We start from the raw sequence: 15,958 nt of genomic DNA, 5'->3' as shown, positions 1-15,958 counted from the left end.
CGCGCCGGTGCAGAAGCCGCCCTCCGGACCTGTGGTACAGATGATTTCAAGCCACCACAACGGCAGTTCAGAACGGCTGCGCCGGAAAATCGCTGGGAAAACTTCTGCTATTCGGCCAACCGTGAGCGGCACCCGGCCCTACGCTGATGCGTGACGCCGGTGGGGGCCGGTGTTGATTCAGGGGTCGAGACAAGTCGGGTACGGCGTCCGGTCCGGGGTAGTGCAGAGGTGTCACGGCGGCGGCCGGGGCAGCTGCGGATCACCCGGTCCGGGCGCCGTACCCGCCGTCGTCCGTTCCCCTACCCTTGGGGGTTTTGTGGTTCGTATCCGGGTACTCGTCGTCGACGATCACCGCATCTTCGCCGAATCGCTCGCAGCCGCGCTCGCGGCCGAGCCGGACGTGGACGTGTCCGCGGCCGGCAGCGGCCCCGCCGCGCTGCGCTGCCTCGAACGCGCGGTGGCCGAGGGCCGCCGCTTCGACGTCCTGCTGGTCGACGCCGATCTCGGCGTGGTCGCCGGGGCCGTGCCCGCCCAGCGGGAGCCGGGCTCCGGTCCGCCGCCGCCCGGCTCGGACGGGATCGCGCTGGTCGCCGGGGTGCGGGTGACCCACCCCGGGGTCCGCACGGTCGTGCTCGCCGAGCGCGACGACCCCCGCCGGGCCGCGCATGCGCTGCAGGCCGGGGCCTCGGGCTGGGTGGCCAAGGACTGCTCGCTCTCGCGGCTGCTGGCCGTCATCCGCGGGGTCCTGCGGGAGGAGACCCACCTGCCGCCCGCGCTGCTGACCGGAGTGCTCCGGGAGCTGACCGCGGCGCGCAAGCACCGCACGGACAGCGAACGGCTCGTGGAATCGCTCACCCCGCGCGAACACGAGGTGCTGCGCTGCATGGTGGCGGGTCTCGGCCGCAAGGACGTGGCCGCACGCCTGTTCCTGTCCCCGCACACCGTCCGCACCCACATGCAGAACGTGCTGGGCAAGCTCGGTGTGCACTCCACGCTGGCGGCGGTGGCGCTGGCCCGGCGGGCCGGCGTACGACCGGCCGACCTAGCCGGGGATGTTGTCGAACGGAGCGGTCAACTGGCGTAGCAGCCCGGCGAGCTCACCGCGCTGGTTCTGTGAGAGCTGGGCCAGGATCGCCCGCTCCTGCGCCAGCAGCCCGGCGAGGGCCTGGTCCGCACGGTCCCGGCCCTCGGGGGTGAGCCGCACCAGGACCCCGCGGCGGTCGCTGGGGTCCGGGAGCCGCTCGACGAGGCCCTTCTTGGCGAGCCGGTCGATGCGGTTGGTCATGGTGCCGGAGGTGACCAGGGTCTGGGTCAACAGCTGGCCGGGGGAGAGCTGGTAGGGCGCGCCGGCCCGGCGCAGGGACGTCAGGACGTCGAACTCCCACGGCTCCAGGCCGTGCTCGGAGAAGGCCAGCCTGCGGGCGCGGTCGAGATGGCGCGCGAGCCTGCTGACGCGGCTCAGTACCTCGAGCGGTTCCACGTCGAGGTCAGGGCGCTCCCGCCGCCATGCCGCCACCAGTCGGTCGACCTCGTCCTCCATGCGGATCAGTGTACGGGGTCTGTCGATGTGAAGTCTCTTCATAACGAGTATCTTGATCACGAGCATCTTGACGTCAAGATATAAACCGCGCGAGCATGGGGCATGGAGGGGGCCGGAACGGATTCCGCTTCCGACCGCCCCGCCAGCAGGGAGGCTCGAACATGTATTCCGATACCGCGCACTCCGGGACCCCCACGTCCACCGCGCCCTCCGCTCCCACCTGGGATCCCCAGCAGTACCTCCGGCACGCAGGCCACCGCACACGGCCCTTCCTGGACCTCCTCACCCGCATACCCGAGCTCCCCGACCGGCCCGCCCGCATCGCCGACCTCGGCTGCGGGCCCGGCAACGTCACCGCGCTCCTCGCCGACCGCTGGCCCGGCGCCCGCATCACCGGCTTCGACCTCTCCCCGGAGATGCTCCACCGCGCCACCCAGGAGCACGCCGGGCCCACCGCCGGCGGCGGCAGCCTCGACTTCCGCCACGGGGACCTCGCCGGCTGGCTCCCAGAGGAGCCCTACGACCTGATCGTGTCCAACGCCGCCCTGCAGTGGGTCCCCGGCCACGCCGGCTCCTTCGGCGCCTGGATCAACAGCCTGCGCCCCGGTGGCATCTTCGCCTTCCAGATCCCCGGCAACTTCACCGCCCCCAGCCACGCCCTGCTCGCCGAGCTGTGCGACACCCCGCGCTGGCGGGCCCGCCTCGCCGGCCACGGCGCCCGCTACATCCACATCCTCGAACCCGCCGAATACCTTGCCCGGTTCACCGCGCTCGGCTGCGCCGCCGACGTCTGGGAGACCACCTACCACCAACTGCTCCAAGGCCCCGACCCCGTACTCGACTGGGTCAAGGGCACCGCCCTGCGGCCCGTCCTGACCGCCCTCGGCGACGACAAGGACGCCGCGGACGCCTTCCTCACCGAATACCGCGACCGGCTGCGCGTGGCCTACCCGAGCGGGCCACGCGGAACCGTCTTCCCGTTCCGCCGCATCTTCGCCGTCGCCCGCAAGGAGGCCTGACCGTGCTCACCGCCGTCGACCACGTCCAACTCGCCGCGCCACCGGACTCGGAGGACCGGCTCCGCGCCTACTACACCGACGTACTCGGCATGACCGAGATCCCCAAACCGCCCGCCCTCGCCGCGCGCGGGGGCTGCTGGTTCGCCGCCGGGCCCGTACAGCTGCACCTCGGCATCGAGGAGGACTTCCGGCCCGCCCGCAAAGCCCATCCGGGACTGCGGGTGACCGGGATCGAGGCGTACGCGAGCAGACTGGAGGAGCGGGGGGCCAAGGTCGTCTGGGACGACGACCTGCCCGGCCACCGCCGCTTCTACTCCGAGGACCCCGTCGGCAACCGGCTCGAATTCCTTGAAGAGCACACCCTGGATCAGCAGGCCCTGGAAGAGTGCGGCTGACCCGGCCCGCACCACACGACGGCGCCCCGCCACCGAGGCGGCGGCATCACGGCGCCGGACTCCCGCAGCACGCAGCCGCTCGTACTCCGCCCGACCGGGGTGGCCGGGCCTGCGAGGCTTGCCGCGACCACGGACTCCGGCCCGGCGTGCCCACCCGAACGCCGTGTTGCGGTTCACTCCGACTGCACGAGCCGCAGCAGTGATGCTGCCGTTCTCCCTGTCCAGCGCCTCGAAGAACCTCGCCTTCAGCACCTCGAAATCCACGATCCCCGCAACTCCCTGAACTCCAGGGTGTTGCGTGGATCATTAGAACCCGCCGATCCGGTGACGGGGCGCCGTCGTACGCGCTGCGGTGCTCAGCTCTTGCGGCGGCCCACCAGCTGGGGCTTCGACTCCAGCCCGTCCAGCCCGTGCCAGGCCAGGTTCACCAGGTGCGCGGCCACCTCGGCCTTCTTCGGCTTGCGGACGTCCAGCCACCACTGCCCGGTCAGCGCCACCATCCCGACCAGCGCCTGCGCGTACAGCGGCGCCAGCTTGGGGTCGAAGCCCCGCGCCTTGAACTCCAGACCCAGGATGTCCTCGACCTGCGTGGCGATGTCGCTGATCAGCGAGGCGAAGGTGCCGGTCGACTGCGCCACGGGGGAGTCCCGGACCAGGATCCGGAAACCGTCCGTGTACGACTCGATGTAGTCCAGCAGGGCGAACGCCGCCTGCTCCAGCAGCTCCCGCGGATGCCCGGCCGTCAACGCCCCCGTCACCCCGTCCAGCAGCTGGCGCATCTCCCGGTCCACGACCACCGCGTACAGCCCCTCCTTGCCCCCGAAGTGCTCGTACACCACCGGCTTGGACACCCCGGCCTTCGCCGCGATCTCCTCCACCGACGTGCCTTCGAAGCCCTTCTCCGCGAACAGGGTCCGGCCGATGTCCAGCAGTTGCTGGCGCCGCTCCGCGCCCGTCATCCGGACCCGGCGGCCGCGCCTGGGCTTGTCGCTGCTGGAATTACTGCCGTCGATCGCCACGCCCCCCATCATGCCGCTTTCGCGTCGCTTTCCCTGCGCCGGGCGTCGATGCGGGCCGCCGACGGCCAGCGCACGTCCGTGGCCCAGCCCAGCTGCTCGAACCAGCGGATCAGCCGCGCGCTGGAGTCGATCTGGCCGCGCAGCACACCGTGCCGCGCCGAGGTCGGATCGGCGTGGTGCAGGTTGTGCCAGGACTCCCCGCAGGAGAGCACCGCCAGCCACCACACGTTGCCGCTGCGGTCCCGGGACTTGAACGGCCGCTTGCCCACCGCGTGGCAGATCGAGTTGATCGACCACGTCACGTGGTGCAGCAGCGCGACGCGCACCAGCGAGCCCCAGAAGAACGCCGTGAACGCACCCCACCAGGACATCGTCACCAGACCGCCCACCAGCGGCGGGATCGCCAGCGACAGCATCGTCCAGAAGACGAAGTCGCGCGAGATCCGCCGGATCGCCGGATCCTTGATCAGGTCGGGCGCGTACTTCTGCTGATCGGTCTGCTCCTCGTCGAAGAGCCAGCCGATGTGCGCCCACCACAGCCCCTTCATCAGAGCCGGCAGCGTCTCCCCGAACCGCCACGGCGAATGCGGGTCGCCCTCGTGGTCCGAGTACTTGTGGTGCTTGCGGTGATCCGCCACCCAGCGCACCAGCGGCCCCTCCACCGCCATCGAACCCATCACGGCCAAGGCGATCCGCAGCGGCCGCTTCGCCTTGAAGGAACCGTGCGTGAAGTAACGGTGGAAACCGATGGTGATCCCATGGCAGGCCAGGAAGTACATGAAGACCATCAGGCCCACGTCCAGCCAGCTCACCCCCCAGCCCCACGTCAGCGGGACGGCCGCCAGCAGGGCCACGAAGGGAACGGTGATGAACAGCAGCAGAGCGATCTGCTCGATGGACCGCTTGTTCTCGCCGCCGAGGGTCGCGGACGGCGCTGAGGAGTCGGAGGGCGCAGAGGCACCCTCGATCAGATCGGGACTGGTGGTCATGGGTGTCCCCTGGGGGGTGAGGGTGAGAGAAGTCGGCAGGCTCCCCGGTTACGAACCCTACGGACCCGTAACCTACGGCATCGTAAGTATGGCAAAGCCGGGTCGCGTGGCAAGAGGAGCGCGACCGGGGCACGACGCGCGCGCCGACCGCGCCGCCTGGTGAGACGTCTGCCCAGGCACACGCGCCGGACACCTATCCTGGTCCCGTCGGACAGCGCGGTCCGCACGGGCAGCCCGAGCTGCGCATCAGGAGCGACGATCCCCCGGACGAGTCCGCAGGGGCATCGGAGCGCGCGGCCGGCAGCCCACCGCCCAGTAGCGCTCGAACACTGCAAGGAGCCGCACCTGTGAGCAGTGCTGACCAGGCCCCCCAGGGCCAGGCCCCCGTCACCCCGGCCGCCACCGCCAACGCGGAACTGCGCGCGGACATCCGCCGCCTCGGCGACCTCCTCGGGGAGACCCTCGTACGCCAGGAGGGCCAGGAACTCCTCGACCTCGTCGAGAAGGTGCGCGCCCTCACCCGCACGGACGGCGAAGCCGCCGCCGAGCTGCTCGGCGACACCGACCTGGAGACCGCCGCCAAGCTCGTCCGCGCCTTCTCCACCTACTTCCACCTCGCCAACGTCACCGAGCAGGTGCACCGCGGCAAGGAACTGCGCGCCCACCGTGCCGCCGAGGGCGGGCTCCTCGCCCGCACCGCCGACATGCTGAAGGACGCCGACCCCGAACACCTGCGCGAGACGGTCAAGAACCTCAACGTCCGGCCCGTCTTCACCGCACACCCCACCGAGGCGGCCCGCCGCAGCGTCCTCAACAAGCTGCGCCGCATCGCCGCCCTCCTGGAGGAGCCCGTCACCGGCGCCGGCGACCGCCGCCGGCACGACCTGCGCCTCGCCGAGAACATCGACCTCGTCTGGCAGACCGACGAGCTGCGCGTGGTCCGCCCCGAGCCCGCCGACGAGGCCCGCAACGCCATCTACTACCTCGACGAGCTGCACGCCGGCGCCGTCGGCGACGTCCTCGAGGACCTCGCCGCCGAGCTCCAGCGCGTCGGCGTCGAGCTGCCCGCCGGCACCCGCCCGCTCACCTTCGGCACCTGGATCGGCGGCGACCGCGACGGCAACCCCAACGTCACCCCCGACGTCACCCGGGACGTGCTGATCCTCCAGCACGAGCACGGCATCACCGACGCACTCGAACTCATCGACTTCCTGCGCGGCCTGCTGTCCAACTCCATCCGCTACACCGGGGCCACCGAGGAGCTCCTGGCCTCCCTCCAGGCCGACCTCGAACGCCTCCCCGAGATCAGCCCGCGCTACAAGCGGCTGAACGCCGAGGAGCCGTACCGCCTCAAGGCCACCTGCATCCGCCAGAAGCTCCTCAACACCCGCGAGCGCCTCGCCAAGGGCACCCCGCACGAGGAGGGCCGCGACTACCTCGGCACCGCCGAGCTGCTCACCGACCTCACCCTCATCCAGACCTCCCTGCGCGAGCACCGCGGCGCCCTCTTCGCCGACGGCCGCATGGACCGCACCATCCGCACCCTGGCCGCCTTCGGCCTCCAGCTCGCCACCATGGACGTGCGCGAGCACGCGGACGCCCACCACCACGCGCTCGGGCAGCTCTTCGACCGGCTCGGCGAGGAGTCCTGGCGCTACGCCGACATGCCCCGCGACTACCGCGGCAAGCTCCTCGCCAAGGAACTGCGCTCGCGCCGCCCGCTGGCCCCCACCCCGGCGCCCCTCGACGCCGCCGGCCAGAAGACCCTCGGCGTCTTCCTCGCCATCAAGGACGCCTTCGAGAAGTTCGGACCCGAGGTCATCGAGTCCTACATCATCTCGATGTGCCAGGGCGCCGACGACGTGTTCGCCGCCGCGGTGCTGGCCCGCGAGGCCGGCCTCATCGACCTCCACACCGGCTGGGCCAAGATCGGCATCGTCCCGCTCCTGGAGACCACCGACGAGCTGCGCGCCGCCGACGTCATCCTCGACGAGATGCTCGCCGACCCCTCCTACCGGCGCCTCGTCTCCCTGCGCGGCGACGTCCAGGAGGTCATGCTCGGCTACTCCGACTCCTCCAAGTTCGGCGGCATCACCACCTCCCAGTGGGAGATCCACCGCGCCCAGCGGCGGCTGCGCGACGTCGCCCACCGCTACGGCGTCCGGCTGCGCCTCTTCCACGGCCGCGGCGGCACCGTCGGCCGCGGCGGCGGCCCCTCCCACGACGCGATCCTCGCCCAGCCCTGGGGCACCCTCGAGGGCGAGATCAAGGTCACCGAGCAGGGCGAGGTCATCTCCGACAAGTACCTCGTCCCGTCGCTGGCCCGCGAGAACCTCGAGCTGACCGTCGCGGCCACCCTGCAGGCCTCCGCCCTGCACACCGCGCCCCGCCAGTCCGACGAGGCCCTCGCCCGCTGGGACGCGGCCATGGACACCGTCTCCGACGCCGCCCACGCCGCGTACCGCGCACTCGTCGAGGACCCGGACCTCCCCGCGTACTTCTTCGCCGCGACCCCCGTCGACCAGCTGGCCGACCTCCACCTGGGCTCGCGTCCCTCCCGCCGCCCCGACTCGGGCGCCGGCCTCGACGGCCTGCGCGCCATCCCGTGGGTCTTCGGCTGGACCCAGTCCCGCCAGATCGTCCCCGGCTGGTACGGAGTCGGCTCCGGCCTCAAGGCCCTGCGCGAAGCCGGACAGCAGGACGCCCTCACCGAAATGGGCGAGCGCTGGCACTTCTTCCGCAACTTCCTGTCCAACGTCGAGATGACGCTGGCCAAGACCGACCTGCGGATCGCCCGCCACTACGTCGACACCCTCGTGCCCGACCACCTCAAGCACGTCTTCACCCGCATCGAGGCCGAGCACGAGCTCACCGTCAACGAGGTCCTGCGCATCACCGGCGGCAGCCGCCTCCTGGACTCCAACCCGGTCCTCCAGCAGACCTTCGCCGTCCGCGACGCCTACCTCGACCCCATCTCCTACCTCCAGGTCTCCCTCCTGGCCCGCCAGCGCGCAGCTGCCGCCCGCGGCGAGGAGGCCGACCCCCTCCTCGCCCGCGCCCTGCTGCTCACCGTCAACGGCGTCGCCGCGGGCCTGCGCAACACCGGCTGACAGCCGGCCGTACGTACGACAGGGGCCCCCGCACCACGATGGTGCGGGGGCCCCTGTCGTCGCGGAGCTACGGGGCTCAGCCCGCGGCGCCGGCCTTGCGGCGGCGGACCACCAGCACGGCGCCGGCGGCGATCAGCGCGGCCGACATCGTGGCGATCAGGCCGATCGGCGCGTCGGAACCGGTCTTCGCCAGGTCACCCCCGCCGGTGGAACCGCCGGCCGCGGCGGCCGAGCCGGACGGAGCCGGGGAGGAGGTCGAGCCGGACGGCGACGCGCTCGACGAAGCCGAGGCGGACGTGCTGGCGGAAGCCGACGCCGAGGTCGAGGCCGAAGCCGACGCCGAGGTCGAGGCCGAAGCGGACGTGGAGACCGAGGTGGACGGCGAGGCGGTCGTCGTCTTCGTCGGGCTCGGCGTCACGGTCGACGGGCAGGTGTGCGACAGTTGAACCACTCCAGCCCACCGCCCTTCACCTTGGCGACGGCCGAGGTGAGCTTGGCGCCGGGCTCGGAGGCGACGTACGCGTGGTTGTCGTTCGGCGGGCCGAAGGAAGTGATCACCTTCTGGCCGCCCGGCTCGAAGGTCACCGTCAGCTCCACGAAGGAGATCTCGTTGGGGTTGCCCGGAGCGATGAAGTGCCAGCCGTCCCGGGTCGACGGTATGTCAGCGCACTTCTTCTCCGTCGATCCGAAGGAGGCCGCGGTGATGGGCACCTGCTGGTGCAGCGGAACGGTGTACGCGTCGGTGGCGAGAGCGGGAGTCGCACCGGCGGCGAGGAGGAACGAGGTCGCGGTGACGGCGCATGCCATGCGGCGCATCCTGGAAGGGGACATGGAGTACCTCTGACACAGGAGAGGGAGATGGGCCGTGGGGCTGGCGCCGCTCAGCTTGCTGAGGGCGCCCCGCACCGGTCAAGAGGTACTCGTCAGTATGTGCGTGCTCTTGTACTCCTATGTGACGGTATGCCTGAAGTAACGATCGGCCTACGACCCCTGGTGACTCAGGAGTTGTAGGTGGACTGCGCGCGCTCCAGGCCCTCCTGGATCAGGCACTCCACCGAGTCGGCGGCCCGGTCCACGAACCAGTCCAGCTCCTTGCGCTCCGTGGACGAGAAGTCCTTCAGCACGAAGTCCGCGACCTGCATCCGGCCCGGCGGCCGGCCGATGCCGCAGCGGATCCGGTGGTAGTCCGGGCCCATCGACTTCGTCATCGACTTCAGACCGTTGTGGCCGTTGTCCCCGCCGCCCAGCTTCAGGCGCAGCGTCGGGTAGTCGATGTCCAGCTCGTCGTGGATCGCGACGATCCGGTCCAGCGGCACCTTGTAGAAATCGCGCAGGGCCGTCACCGGGCCGCCGGAGAGGTTCATGTACGTCATCGGCTTCGCCAGCACCACCCGGCGGTTCGCCGGTCCCGGCGCGCCGATGCGGCCCTCGACCACCTGGGCCCGGGCCTTGTGCGCCTTGAACTTCCCGCCGATCCGCTCCGCCAGCAGGTCGGCCACCATGAAGCCGATGTTGTGGCGGTTGCCCGCGTACTCCGGTCCGGGATTGCCGAGGCCGACGATCAGCCAGGGTGCCGCGTCGTCCGACATCAAAAGCTCCTTAAGGCCGTGAACGAAGACGACCGCCGTCCCGCTCCAGTGGAGCCGGACGGCGGTCGGTCAGCAACTGCTGAGGGGGGAAGGCGAGGCTCAGGCCTCGGTGCCCTCGGCGGCCTCGGCGGCCGGCTCCTCGGCCTGCGGGGCCACGACCTGCAGGACGGCGATGTCGCCGTCGACGGCCAGGGTGGTGCCCGCCGGGAGGACCAGGTCCTTGGCGTGGATGGTGGCGCCGGCCTCGAGGCCCGCGATGGAGACGGTGACCTCGGTCGGGATGTGGGTGGCCTCGGCCTCGACGGAGATCGTGTTCTGGAGGGTCTCCAGCATGTTGCCGCCGGCGGCCAGCTCGCCCTCGGTGACGATCGCGACGTCGACGGTGACCTTCTCGCCCTTCTTGACGATCAGGAAGTCGACGTGGGAGATCGAGCGCTTCAGCGGGTGCTTCTGCACGGCCTTCGGGATGACCAGCTCGGCGGCGTCGCCCTCGATGTCCAGGGAGATCAGGACGTTCGGGGTGCGGAGCGCCAGCTGCAGGGCGTGGGCGTCGACGTTGACGTGCTTCGGGTCGGTGCCGTGGCCGTAGATGACGGCGGGGGTCAGGGCGTCACGACGGGCCTGACGGGCGGCGCCCTTGCCGAAGTCGTTGCGGATCTTGGCGGCAAGCTTGATCTCGGACATGCTCACTCCTCGTGGGGTGACGGAAAGCGGACAGAGTCACCCGGCCGGAACGGCCTGCTACGAAGAGCGCGTCGATAACGGAGCGTCCGTACCGGAAACAGGTACGGCCTCCCTCGCCGAGCAACTCATGGAGTGTACCCGGCGGGGGAGGCCGTACCAAAAAGGATCTACCGCGGAGCGGTTACTGCTGCTCCTCGAAGAGGCTGGTGACCGAACCGTCCTCGAAGACCTCGCGCACCGCGCGCGCGATCATCGGGGCGATCGACAGCACCGTGATCTTGTCGAGCTCCAGGTCGGACGGGTCCGGCAGGGTGTTCGTGAACACGAACTCGCTGACCTTGGAGTTCTTCAGGCGGTCGGCGGCCGGGCCCGACAGGATGCCGTGCGTGGCCGTCACGATGACGTCCTCGGCGCCGTGCGCGAACAGCGCGTCGGCCGCGGCGCAGATGGTGCCACCGGTGTCGATCATGTCGTCGACCAGGACACAGACGCGGCCCTTGACCTCACCGACGACCTCGTGGACGGTCACCTGGTTGGCGACGTCCTTGTCGCGGCGCTTGTGCACGATGGCCAGCGGCGCGTCCAGACGGTCGCACCAGCGGTCGGCCACGCGCACGCGGCCGGCGTCCGGGGAGACGATCGTCAGCTTGGTGCGGTCCACCTTGGCGCCCACGTAGTCCGCGAGGACGTTCAGGGCGGAGAGGTGGTCCACCGGGCCGTCGAAGAAGCCCTGGATCTGGTCGGTGTGCAGGTCGACCGTGAGGATGCGGTCCGCACCCGAGGTCTTCAGCAGGTCCGCGACCAGGCGGGCCGAGATCGGCTCGCGGCCCTTGTGCTTCTTGTCCTGGCGGGCGTACCCGTAGGACGGGATGATCACGGTGATGGAACGCGCCGACGCGCGCTTCAGCGCGTCGATCATGATCAGCTGCTCCATGATCCACTTGTTGATCGGAGCCGTGTGGCTCTGGATCAGGAAGCAGTCCGCGCCACGAGCCGACTCCTGGAAGCGGACGTAGATCTCACCGTTCGCGAAGTCGAAAGCCTTGGTCGGCACGAGGCCGACTCCCAGCTGGTGCGCGACCTCCTCGGCCAGCTCGGGGTGGGCGCGGCCGGAGAAGAGCATCAGCTTCTTCTCGCCGGTCGTCTTGATCCCGGTCACAGCACTGTCTCCTCAGACGTGTTGAAGCTGCTCGCCCCCATGTGCGTCCGTCCCGCACACGGTGAGCCAGCCGAATTGCGTGCACTATCACGGTACGCCGTCGCGGGCGTACCTGTTTCCGGTCAGTTCACCTCAGTGGCGCTCGGAATCCTCCGAGGCCGCCGACTGCGCCGCCGTGGCGGCCGCGCTTCCCGGACGCTTGCGGGCCACCCAGCCCTCGATATTCCGCTGCTGGCCACGGGCCACGGCCAGCGCACCGGGCGGCACATCCTTGGTGATCACGGACCCGGCGGCCGTGTAGGCGCCGTCCCCGATCGTGACGGGAGCCACAAACATGTTGTCCGAGCCCGTCTTGCAGTGTGAGCCGACGGTGGTGTGGTGCTTGTGCTCACCGTCGTAGTTCACGAAGACGCTCGCGGCGCCGATGTTCGTGTACTCGCCGATCGTCGCGTCGCCCACGTAGGACAGGTGCGGCACCTTGGTGCCCTCGCCGATCGTCGCGTTCTTCATCTCGACGTACGTGCCGGCCTTGGCCTTCGCGCCGAGGTTCGTGCCCGGACGCAGGTACGCGAACGGCCCCACGGTCGCCTGCGGGCCCACGACCGCGCTCTCCGCGACGGTGTTGTCCACCCGGGCGCCCGCGCCCACGTGCGTGTCCTTCAGCCGGGTGTTGGGCCCGACCTCGGCACCCTCGGCGATGTGCGTGGCGCCCAGCAGCTGGGTGCCGGGGTGCACGATCGCGTCCTGCCCGAAGGTGACGGTCACGTCGACGAAGGTGCTCGCCGGGTCGACGACCGTCACGCCCGCGAGCATGGCCTGCTCCAGCAGGCGCGCGTTCAGCAGCGCGCGGGCCTCGGCCAGCTGGACGCGGTTGTTGATCCCGAGGATCTGGCGGTGGTCGCTGCCGACGGCCGCGCCGACGCGGTGCCCCGCCTCGCGCAGGATGCCGAGGACGTCGGTGAGGTACTCCTCGCCCTGGCTGTTGTCGGTGCGGACCTTGCCGAGCGCGTCGGCGAGCAGGGCCCCGTCGAAGGCGAAGACGCCGGAGTTGATCTCGCGGATCGCCCGCTGGGCGTCGGAGGCGTCCTTGTGCTCGACGATGGCGGTCACGGCGCCGCCGGCGTCCCGGACGATCCGCCCGTAGCCGGTGGAGTCCGGCACCTCGGCGGTGAGCACGGTGACGGCGTTGCCGTCGGCCTCGTGCGTCGCCGCCAGCTGCCGCAGCGTCTCCCCGGTCAGCAGCGGGGTGTCGCCGCAGACCACGATCACGGTCCCGTCGACCGGGCCGCCGAGCTCTTCGATGGCCATGCGGACGGCGTGCCCGGTGCCGTTCTGCTCGTACTGGACGGCGGTGCGGACGCCGGCGTCGACGTCGGCCAGGTGTGCGGTGACCTGCTCCCGGGCGTGCCCGACGACCACGACGAGGTGGGCGGGGTCCAGCTCACGGGAGGCGGCGACGACGTGACCGACGAGCGAGCGCCCGCAGATCTCGTGCAGGACCTTGGGAGTGGCCGACTTCATGCGGGTGCCTTCACCCGCTGCGAGTACGACGACGGCTGCCGGGCGGTTGGCGCTCACGGGGATGCCCTTCGGCTTCGGGGGTGGACCCGTGAAGGATACCGGGGCCCCAGTGCCCCCAAACGAACGCGGGTCCAGACCGTGACGGTCAGGACCCGAACGTGATTAAGCTCCCCCGCCAGGACTCGAACCCGGACATAAGGCACCAAAAGCCTCAGTGCTGCCAATTACACCACAGGGGATCATTATCGACTAAACCGGACATTGCGCCTTCGTGGTCGCGTCGACGGCATCTACTATGCCGCACCACCAGCCCTCAATGCGACGGTAAAGATCGGCGCCTTGGAGGACCCGCACTGCGAGGCAGCCGTTGTGCGTGTCGCCCGTCTTCTTGCGGTTCGTGCGCGGGTTGTTGCGCTTGAGTGTGGTCTTGCCGAAGGGGGAGACGTCGAGCCCCACGACCTCCCTCCAGTAGTGCTCCGATGCCGCGACATCGGCGGTCTCGCGGATCTGGAGGGCGAACCGCAGGCGGTCGTTCGTCACGCCCATGAGCCGCAGCCAGGCCAGGAAGGCGAGGATCATGTTCGGGTCGCTGTTGACGAAGCTGATCTGCGGGTGCGGCTGGTGCGGCTTTGTCTCGCCCCCCTCGGCCCAGTAGAGGCCGACTCCGAGGAGGAAGAGTTCTCGGTCGGTGAGTGTCCCGATCTCTTCTCGCGCGGACTGGCGCGTCTCCTCGTACCCGGTTTTCCTGCGCGCGTGGGCCTCGGCCCGGCCCTGTTGGGCGCGGACCATGTCCGTGCCGGTTGGGCGGTGGGTCCGCTCCGGCTTCGGGAGGTCTCTGACCCAGAGGGAGATCGAGCTCTTCGAGCAGCCCAGTTCGAGCTGGATCCGGTCGTAGGTCATGCCCTGGAGGCGGAGTTCGCGGGCGCGGGCGCGGAGGTCGTCCTTGGCGTTCGGGCGCTTCGTCCATTCGGGTGGCGCCTCGCCCTCCGGGAGGCGGTTGAGGATCTCGTTGTTGTGGACGGCGAGGCGGTCGCGGATCCGGCGGCGGCTGAGGCCCTCGCGGCGCAGGGCGATCGCCTGTTCGCGGAGGCTCTCGAAGGTCGCGGCGCCACTGCGGAGGCCGCCGGTGCCGTCGCCCGGGCGGCGCCGGATGTCGGTCATGCCGCCGATGTCGTCCGGAATGCGAGATTCAGGTCTTGATGCGTGGATGATTCAGTCGTACGTGCGATTGCCACTGGTTTGCTGGAATTTTGATCGGCTCTGTGCCGATGGCCGCCCGTACGCTGGACGGCATGACCAGTACGGGGGAAGTGGAAGGCCGCGCTGGGCCGCCTTTGTGGTGGGCGCAGCGGCGGGATGCCGTGGTGGACGTGCTGCTCGGCGGGGTGTCCGCCCTCGAGTGTGCGTGGGAGGGCGTGACCTTCGCCCGTGAGGCGGGGGTGCCGACCGCGGTCGGGGTGGCGTTCGGGCTGGCGGTGGGGAGCACGCTCGTGCTGCGGCGGCGGTGGCCGATCGCCGTGGTGCTCGTGGGGATCGCCGTGGCGCCCGCCGCGATGGGGTTCCTGCTCTCGGTGGTGGGGATGTACTCGCTCGCCTCCTCCGAGGTGCCCCGGCGGATCATCGCCACGCTGGCCTCGATGTCGCTGGCCGCGACCTTCGTGGTGATGTACCTGCAGACCCGCGGGGACGTGGAGGCCGATCCGACGCTCGTGGTCGCGCTGTCCGGGTTCGTCGCGGTGGCGCTGACCGTGCCGCCCTTGCTGCTCGGGCTCTACATCGGGGCCCGGCGGCGGTTGATGGAGAGCCTGCAGGAACGGGCGGACTCGCTGGAGCGGGAGTTGTCGCTGCTGGCGGACCGGGCGGAGGAGCGGGCCGAGTGGGCCCGTACGGAGGAGCGGACCCGGATCGCGCGGGACATGCACGACGTGGTCGCGCACCGGGTGTCGCTGATGGTGGTGCACGCGGCCGCGCTGGAGGCGGTGGTGGCGAAGGATCCGGCGCGGGCCGCGAAGAACGCCGCGCTGGTGGGTGACATGGGGCGGCAGGCGCTGACGGAGCTGCGGGAGATGCTCGGCGTGCTCAGGGCGGCGCCCAAGCCGGTCACGCCGGTGGCTGCGGCCGCTCCTGCGACCGCGGTGGCCGCCGCCGCGCCGGTGGCTGCGGTCGCGCTCGTGGGATGTGCCGAGGAGGGGCCCTCGCTCGACGAACTGGAGGCGCTGGTGGGGCAGTCGCGGGCGGCCGGGATGGTCGTCGAGATGCTGGTGCAGGGCGAGGGGGCGGCGTACGCGGCGGAGGTCGAGCAGACGGCGTACCGCGTGGTGCAGGAGGCGCTCACCAACTGCCACAAGCACGCTCCGGGCGCGCGGGTCGTGGTGCGGCTCGCGCATCGGGACGCGGAGGTGGCGATGCAGGTGGAGAACGGGCCCTGCGAGGGGCAGACGGACGGGGTCGGGCTGCCGAGCGGAGGGAACGGGCTGGTGGGCATGCGGGAGCGGGTGCTCGGGCTGGGCGGGGTCTTCGTGTCGGGGCCGACGGATGCGGGGGGTTTCCGGGTGTCGGCGGTGCTGCCGGCGCGCTAGGCGCTGGCCTTGGCTGATCGGGCTGTGCCGATTGGCTGCGCCGCTCGTGTCGGTGCGTTGGGTGCTGGCCTTGGCTGATCGGGCTGTGCCTTTGGGTCGGGCCGGCTGTGCCCATTGGCTGCGCCGGGGCGGGGGCGGTTGGCTGCGCCGCTCGTGCCGGTGCGTTGGGTGCTGGCCTTGGCTGACTGGGCTGTGCCTTTGGAGCAGGCCGGTGAACGGGTCGGCTGTGCCAGGGCCAGGGCCAGGGCCGGGGCCGGTGCCGCTGTCCGTGCCGCCCGTGCCGCCGGGGCTTGTGGGGAGGGGTGGGGCCGCTCGTGTCGGTGCGTTGGGCGCTGGCCTTGGCTGACTGGGCTG

At 70.9% G+C, this 15,958-nt stretch carries 15 protein-coding genes and 1 tRNA gene; 5 read left to right on the top strand and 11 right to left on the bottom strand.

Going from position 1 to position 15,958, the window contains the following annotated elements; translation table 11 throughout:
- The first annotated feature begins 316 nt into the window (after positions 1–316).
- Positions 317–1,084: a response regulator transcription factor gene (locus OG332_RS17810; protein ID WP_327414402.1), complete on the top strand. Its 768-nt coding sequence runs from the start codon at positions 317–319 to the stop codon at positions 1,082–1,084.
- Here the strand turns inward: OG332_RS17810 and OG332_RS17805 are convergent.
- A complete protein-coding gene (locus OG332_RS17805; RefSeq protein ID WP_327414401.1) occupies positions 1,043–1,540 on the bottom strand; it encodes a MarR family winged helix-turn-helix transcriptional regulator in 498 nt (165 codons plus the stop codon). The two genes, OG332_RS17810 and OG332_RS17805, sit on opposite strands and share 42 nt — an antisense overlap.
- Before the next feature lie 161 nt (positions 1,541–1,701).
- Here OG332_RS17805 and OG332_RS17800 point away from each other — a divergent pair, with 161 nt between their 5' ends.
- Together OG332_RS17800 and OG332_RS17795 are read left to right on the top strand one after the other, a co-directional pair.
- Positions 1,702–2,559: a trans-aconitate 2-methyltransferase gene (locus OG332_RS17800; protein ID WP_327414400.1), complete on the top strand. Its 858-nt coding sequence runs from the start codon at positions 1,702–1,704 to the stop codon at positions 2,557–2,559.
- Between the two features lie 2 nt (positions 2,560–2,561).
- Entirely contained in the window at positions 2,562–2,954 is a 393-nt protein-coding gene (locus OG332_RS17795) for a VOC family protein (protein WP_327414399.1), read from the top strand.
- 356 nt (positions 2,955–3,310) lie between these two features.
- Here OG332_RS17795 and OG332_RS17790 read toward each other — a convergent pair whose 3' ends face one another.
- Together OG332_RS17790 and OG332_RS17785 are read right to left on the bottom strand one after the other, a co-directional pair.
- A complete protein-coding gene (locus tag OG332_RS17790; RefSeq protein ID WP_184791550.1) occupies positions 3,311–3,985 on the bottom strand; it encodes a TetR/AcrR family transcriptional regulator in 675 nt (224 codons plus the stop codon).
- Positions 3,982–4,962 carry an acyl-CoA desaturase gene (locus OG332_RS17785; RefSeq protein ID WP_327414398.1) on the bottom strand — a complete coding sequence of 327 codons (981 nt, stop codon included), beginning with the start codon at positions 4,960–4,962 and terminating at the stop codon, positions 3,982–3,984. Before OG332_RS17785 ends, OG332_RS17790 begins: the two co-directional genes overlap by 4 nt.
- 347 nt (positions 4,963–5,309) lie before the next feature.
- Here OG332_RS17785 and ppc point away from each other — a divergent pair, with 347 nt between their 5' ends.
- Positions 5,310–8,072 (top strand): phosphoenolpyruvate carboxylase, encoded by a 2,763-nt coding sequence (ppc, locus tag OG332_RS17780; protein WP_327414397.1) that lies wholly within the window; start codon positions 5,310–5,312, stop codon positions 8,070–8,072.
- A 76-nt stretch (positions 8,073–8,148) separates the two neighbouring features.
- Here ppc and OG332_RS17775 read toward each other — a convergent pair whose 3' ends face one another.
- The 8 genes from OG332_RS17775 to OG332_RS17740 all read right to left on the bottom strand — a co-directional run bounded on the left by OG332_RS17775 (position 8,149) and on the right by OG332_RS17740 (position 14,186).
- Positions 8,149–8,220 (bottom strand): hypothetical protein, encoded by a 72-nt coding sequence (locus tag OG332_RS17775; protein WP_327419273.1) that lies wholly within the window; start codon positions 8,218–8,220, stop codon positions 8,149–8,151.
- A 266-nt stretch (positions 8,221–8,486) separates the two neighbouring features.
- The gene (locus OG332_RS17770; protein ID WP_327414396.1) at positions 8,487–8,879 is read right to left on the bottom strand and encodes a hypothetical protein; all 393 of its coding nucleotides are present in this window, start codon (positions 8,877–8,879) and stop codon (positions 8,487–8,489) included.
- Between the two features lie 191 nt (positions 8,880–9,070).
- Positions 9,071–9,661 carry an aminoacyl-tRNA hydrolase gene (gene pth / locus OG332_RS17765; protein ID WP_327414395.1) on the bottom strand — a complete coding sequence of 197 codons (591 nt, stop codon included), beginning with the start codon at positions 9,659–9,661 and terminating at the stop codon, positions 9,071–9,073.
- A 99-nt stretch (positions 9,662–9,760) separates the two neighbouring features.
- Complete coding sequence (locus OG332_RS17760; protein WP_327414394.1) at positions 9,761–10,345, bottom strand: 50S ribosomal protein L25/general stress protein Ctc; 585 nt, start codon at positions 10,343–10,345, stop codon at positions 9,761–9,763.
- Between the two features lie 181 nt (positions 10,346–10,526).
- Positions 10,527–11,504, bottom strand: a complete 978-nt coding sequence (locus OG332_RS17755; protein ID WP_030723354.1) for a ribose-phosphate diphosphokinase — start codon at positions 11,502–11,504, stop codon at positions 10,527–10,529.
- A 132-nt stretch (positions 11,505–11,636) separates the two neighbouring features.
- Positions 11,637–13,082: a bifunctional UDP-N-acetylglucosamine diphosphorylase/glucosamine-1-phosphate N-acetyltransferase GlmU gene (glmU, locus tag OG332_RS17750; protein ID WP_327414393.1), complete on the bottom strand. Its 1,446-nt coding sequence runs from the start codon at positions 13,080–13,082 to the stop codon at positions 11,637–11,639.
- Between the two features lie 110 nt (positions 13,083–13,192).
- Positions 13,193–13,264: transfer RNA gene (locus tag OG332_RS17745), tRNA-Gln, on the bottom strand.
- A gap of 10 nt (positions 13,265–13,274) precedes the next feature.
- The gene (locus OG332_RS17740) at positions 13,275–14,186 is read right to left on the bottom strand and encodes a hypothetical protein (protein ID WP_327414392.1); all 912 of its coding nucleotides are present in this window, start codon (positions 14,184–14,186) and stop codon (positions 13,275–13,277) included.
- Positions 14,187–14,317: 131 nt separating this feature from the next.
- Between OG332_RS17740 and OG332_RS17735 the strand changes: the two genes are divergently transcribed.
- Positions 14,318–15,604, top strand: a complete 1,287-nt coding sequence (locus OG332_RS17735; RefSeq protein ID WP_327414391.1) for a sensor histidine kinase — start codon at positions 14,318–14,320, stop codon at positions 15,602–15,604.
- The last annotated feature ends 354 nt before the right edge of the window (positions 15,605–15,958 follow it).

This window comes from Streptomyces sp. NBC_01233 (assembly GCF_035989305.1).
In the GTDB taxonomy this organism is placed as follows: Bacteria; Actinomycetota; Actinomycetes; order Streptomycetales; family Streptomycetaceae; genus Streptomyces.
Note: the sequence above shows the minus strand (reverse complement) of the source record. Positions and strands in the feature narration are given on the sequence as shown.

Bases quoted from the DNA above. Each gene is read 5' to 3' on its own strand.
- OG332_RS17805 (WP_327414401.1), bottom strand. From the start codon at position 1,540: ATGGAGGACGAGGTCGACCGACTGGTGGCGGCATGGCGGCGGGAGCGC.
- OG332_RS17800 (WP_327414400.1), top strand. From the start codon at position 1,702: ATGTATTCCGATACCGCGCACTCCGGGACCCCCACGTCCACCGCGCCC.
- OG332_RS17790 (WP_184791550.1), bottom strand. From the start codon at position 3,985: ATGATGGGGGGCGTGGCGATCGACGGCAGTAATTCCAGCAGCGACAAG.
- OG332_RS17785 (WP_327414398.1), bottom strand. From the start codon at position 4,962: ATGACCACCAGTCCCGATCTGATCGAGGGTGCCTCTGCGCCCTCCGAC.
- OG332_RS17770 (WP_327414396.1), bottom strand. From the start codon at position 8,879: ATGGCATGCGCCGTCACCGCGACCTCGTTCCTCCTCGCCGCCGGTGCG.
- pth (WP_327414395.1), bottom strand. From the start codon at position 9,661: ATGTCGGACGACGCGGCACCCTGGCTGATCGTCGGCCTCGGCAATCCC.
- OG332_RS17760 (WP_327414394.1), bottom strand. From the start codon at position 10,345: ATGTCCGAGATCAAGCTTGCCGCCAAGATCCGCAACGACTTCGGCAAG.
- OG332_RS17740 (WP_327414392.1), bottom strand. From the start codon at position 14,186: ATGACCGACATCCGGCGCCGCCCGGGCGACGGCACCGGCGGCCTCCGC.
- OG332_RS17735 (WP_327414391.1), top strand. From the start codon at position 14,318: ATGACCAGTACGGGGGAAGTGGAAGGCCGCGCTGGGCCGCCTTTGTGG.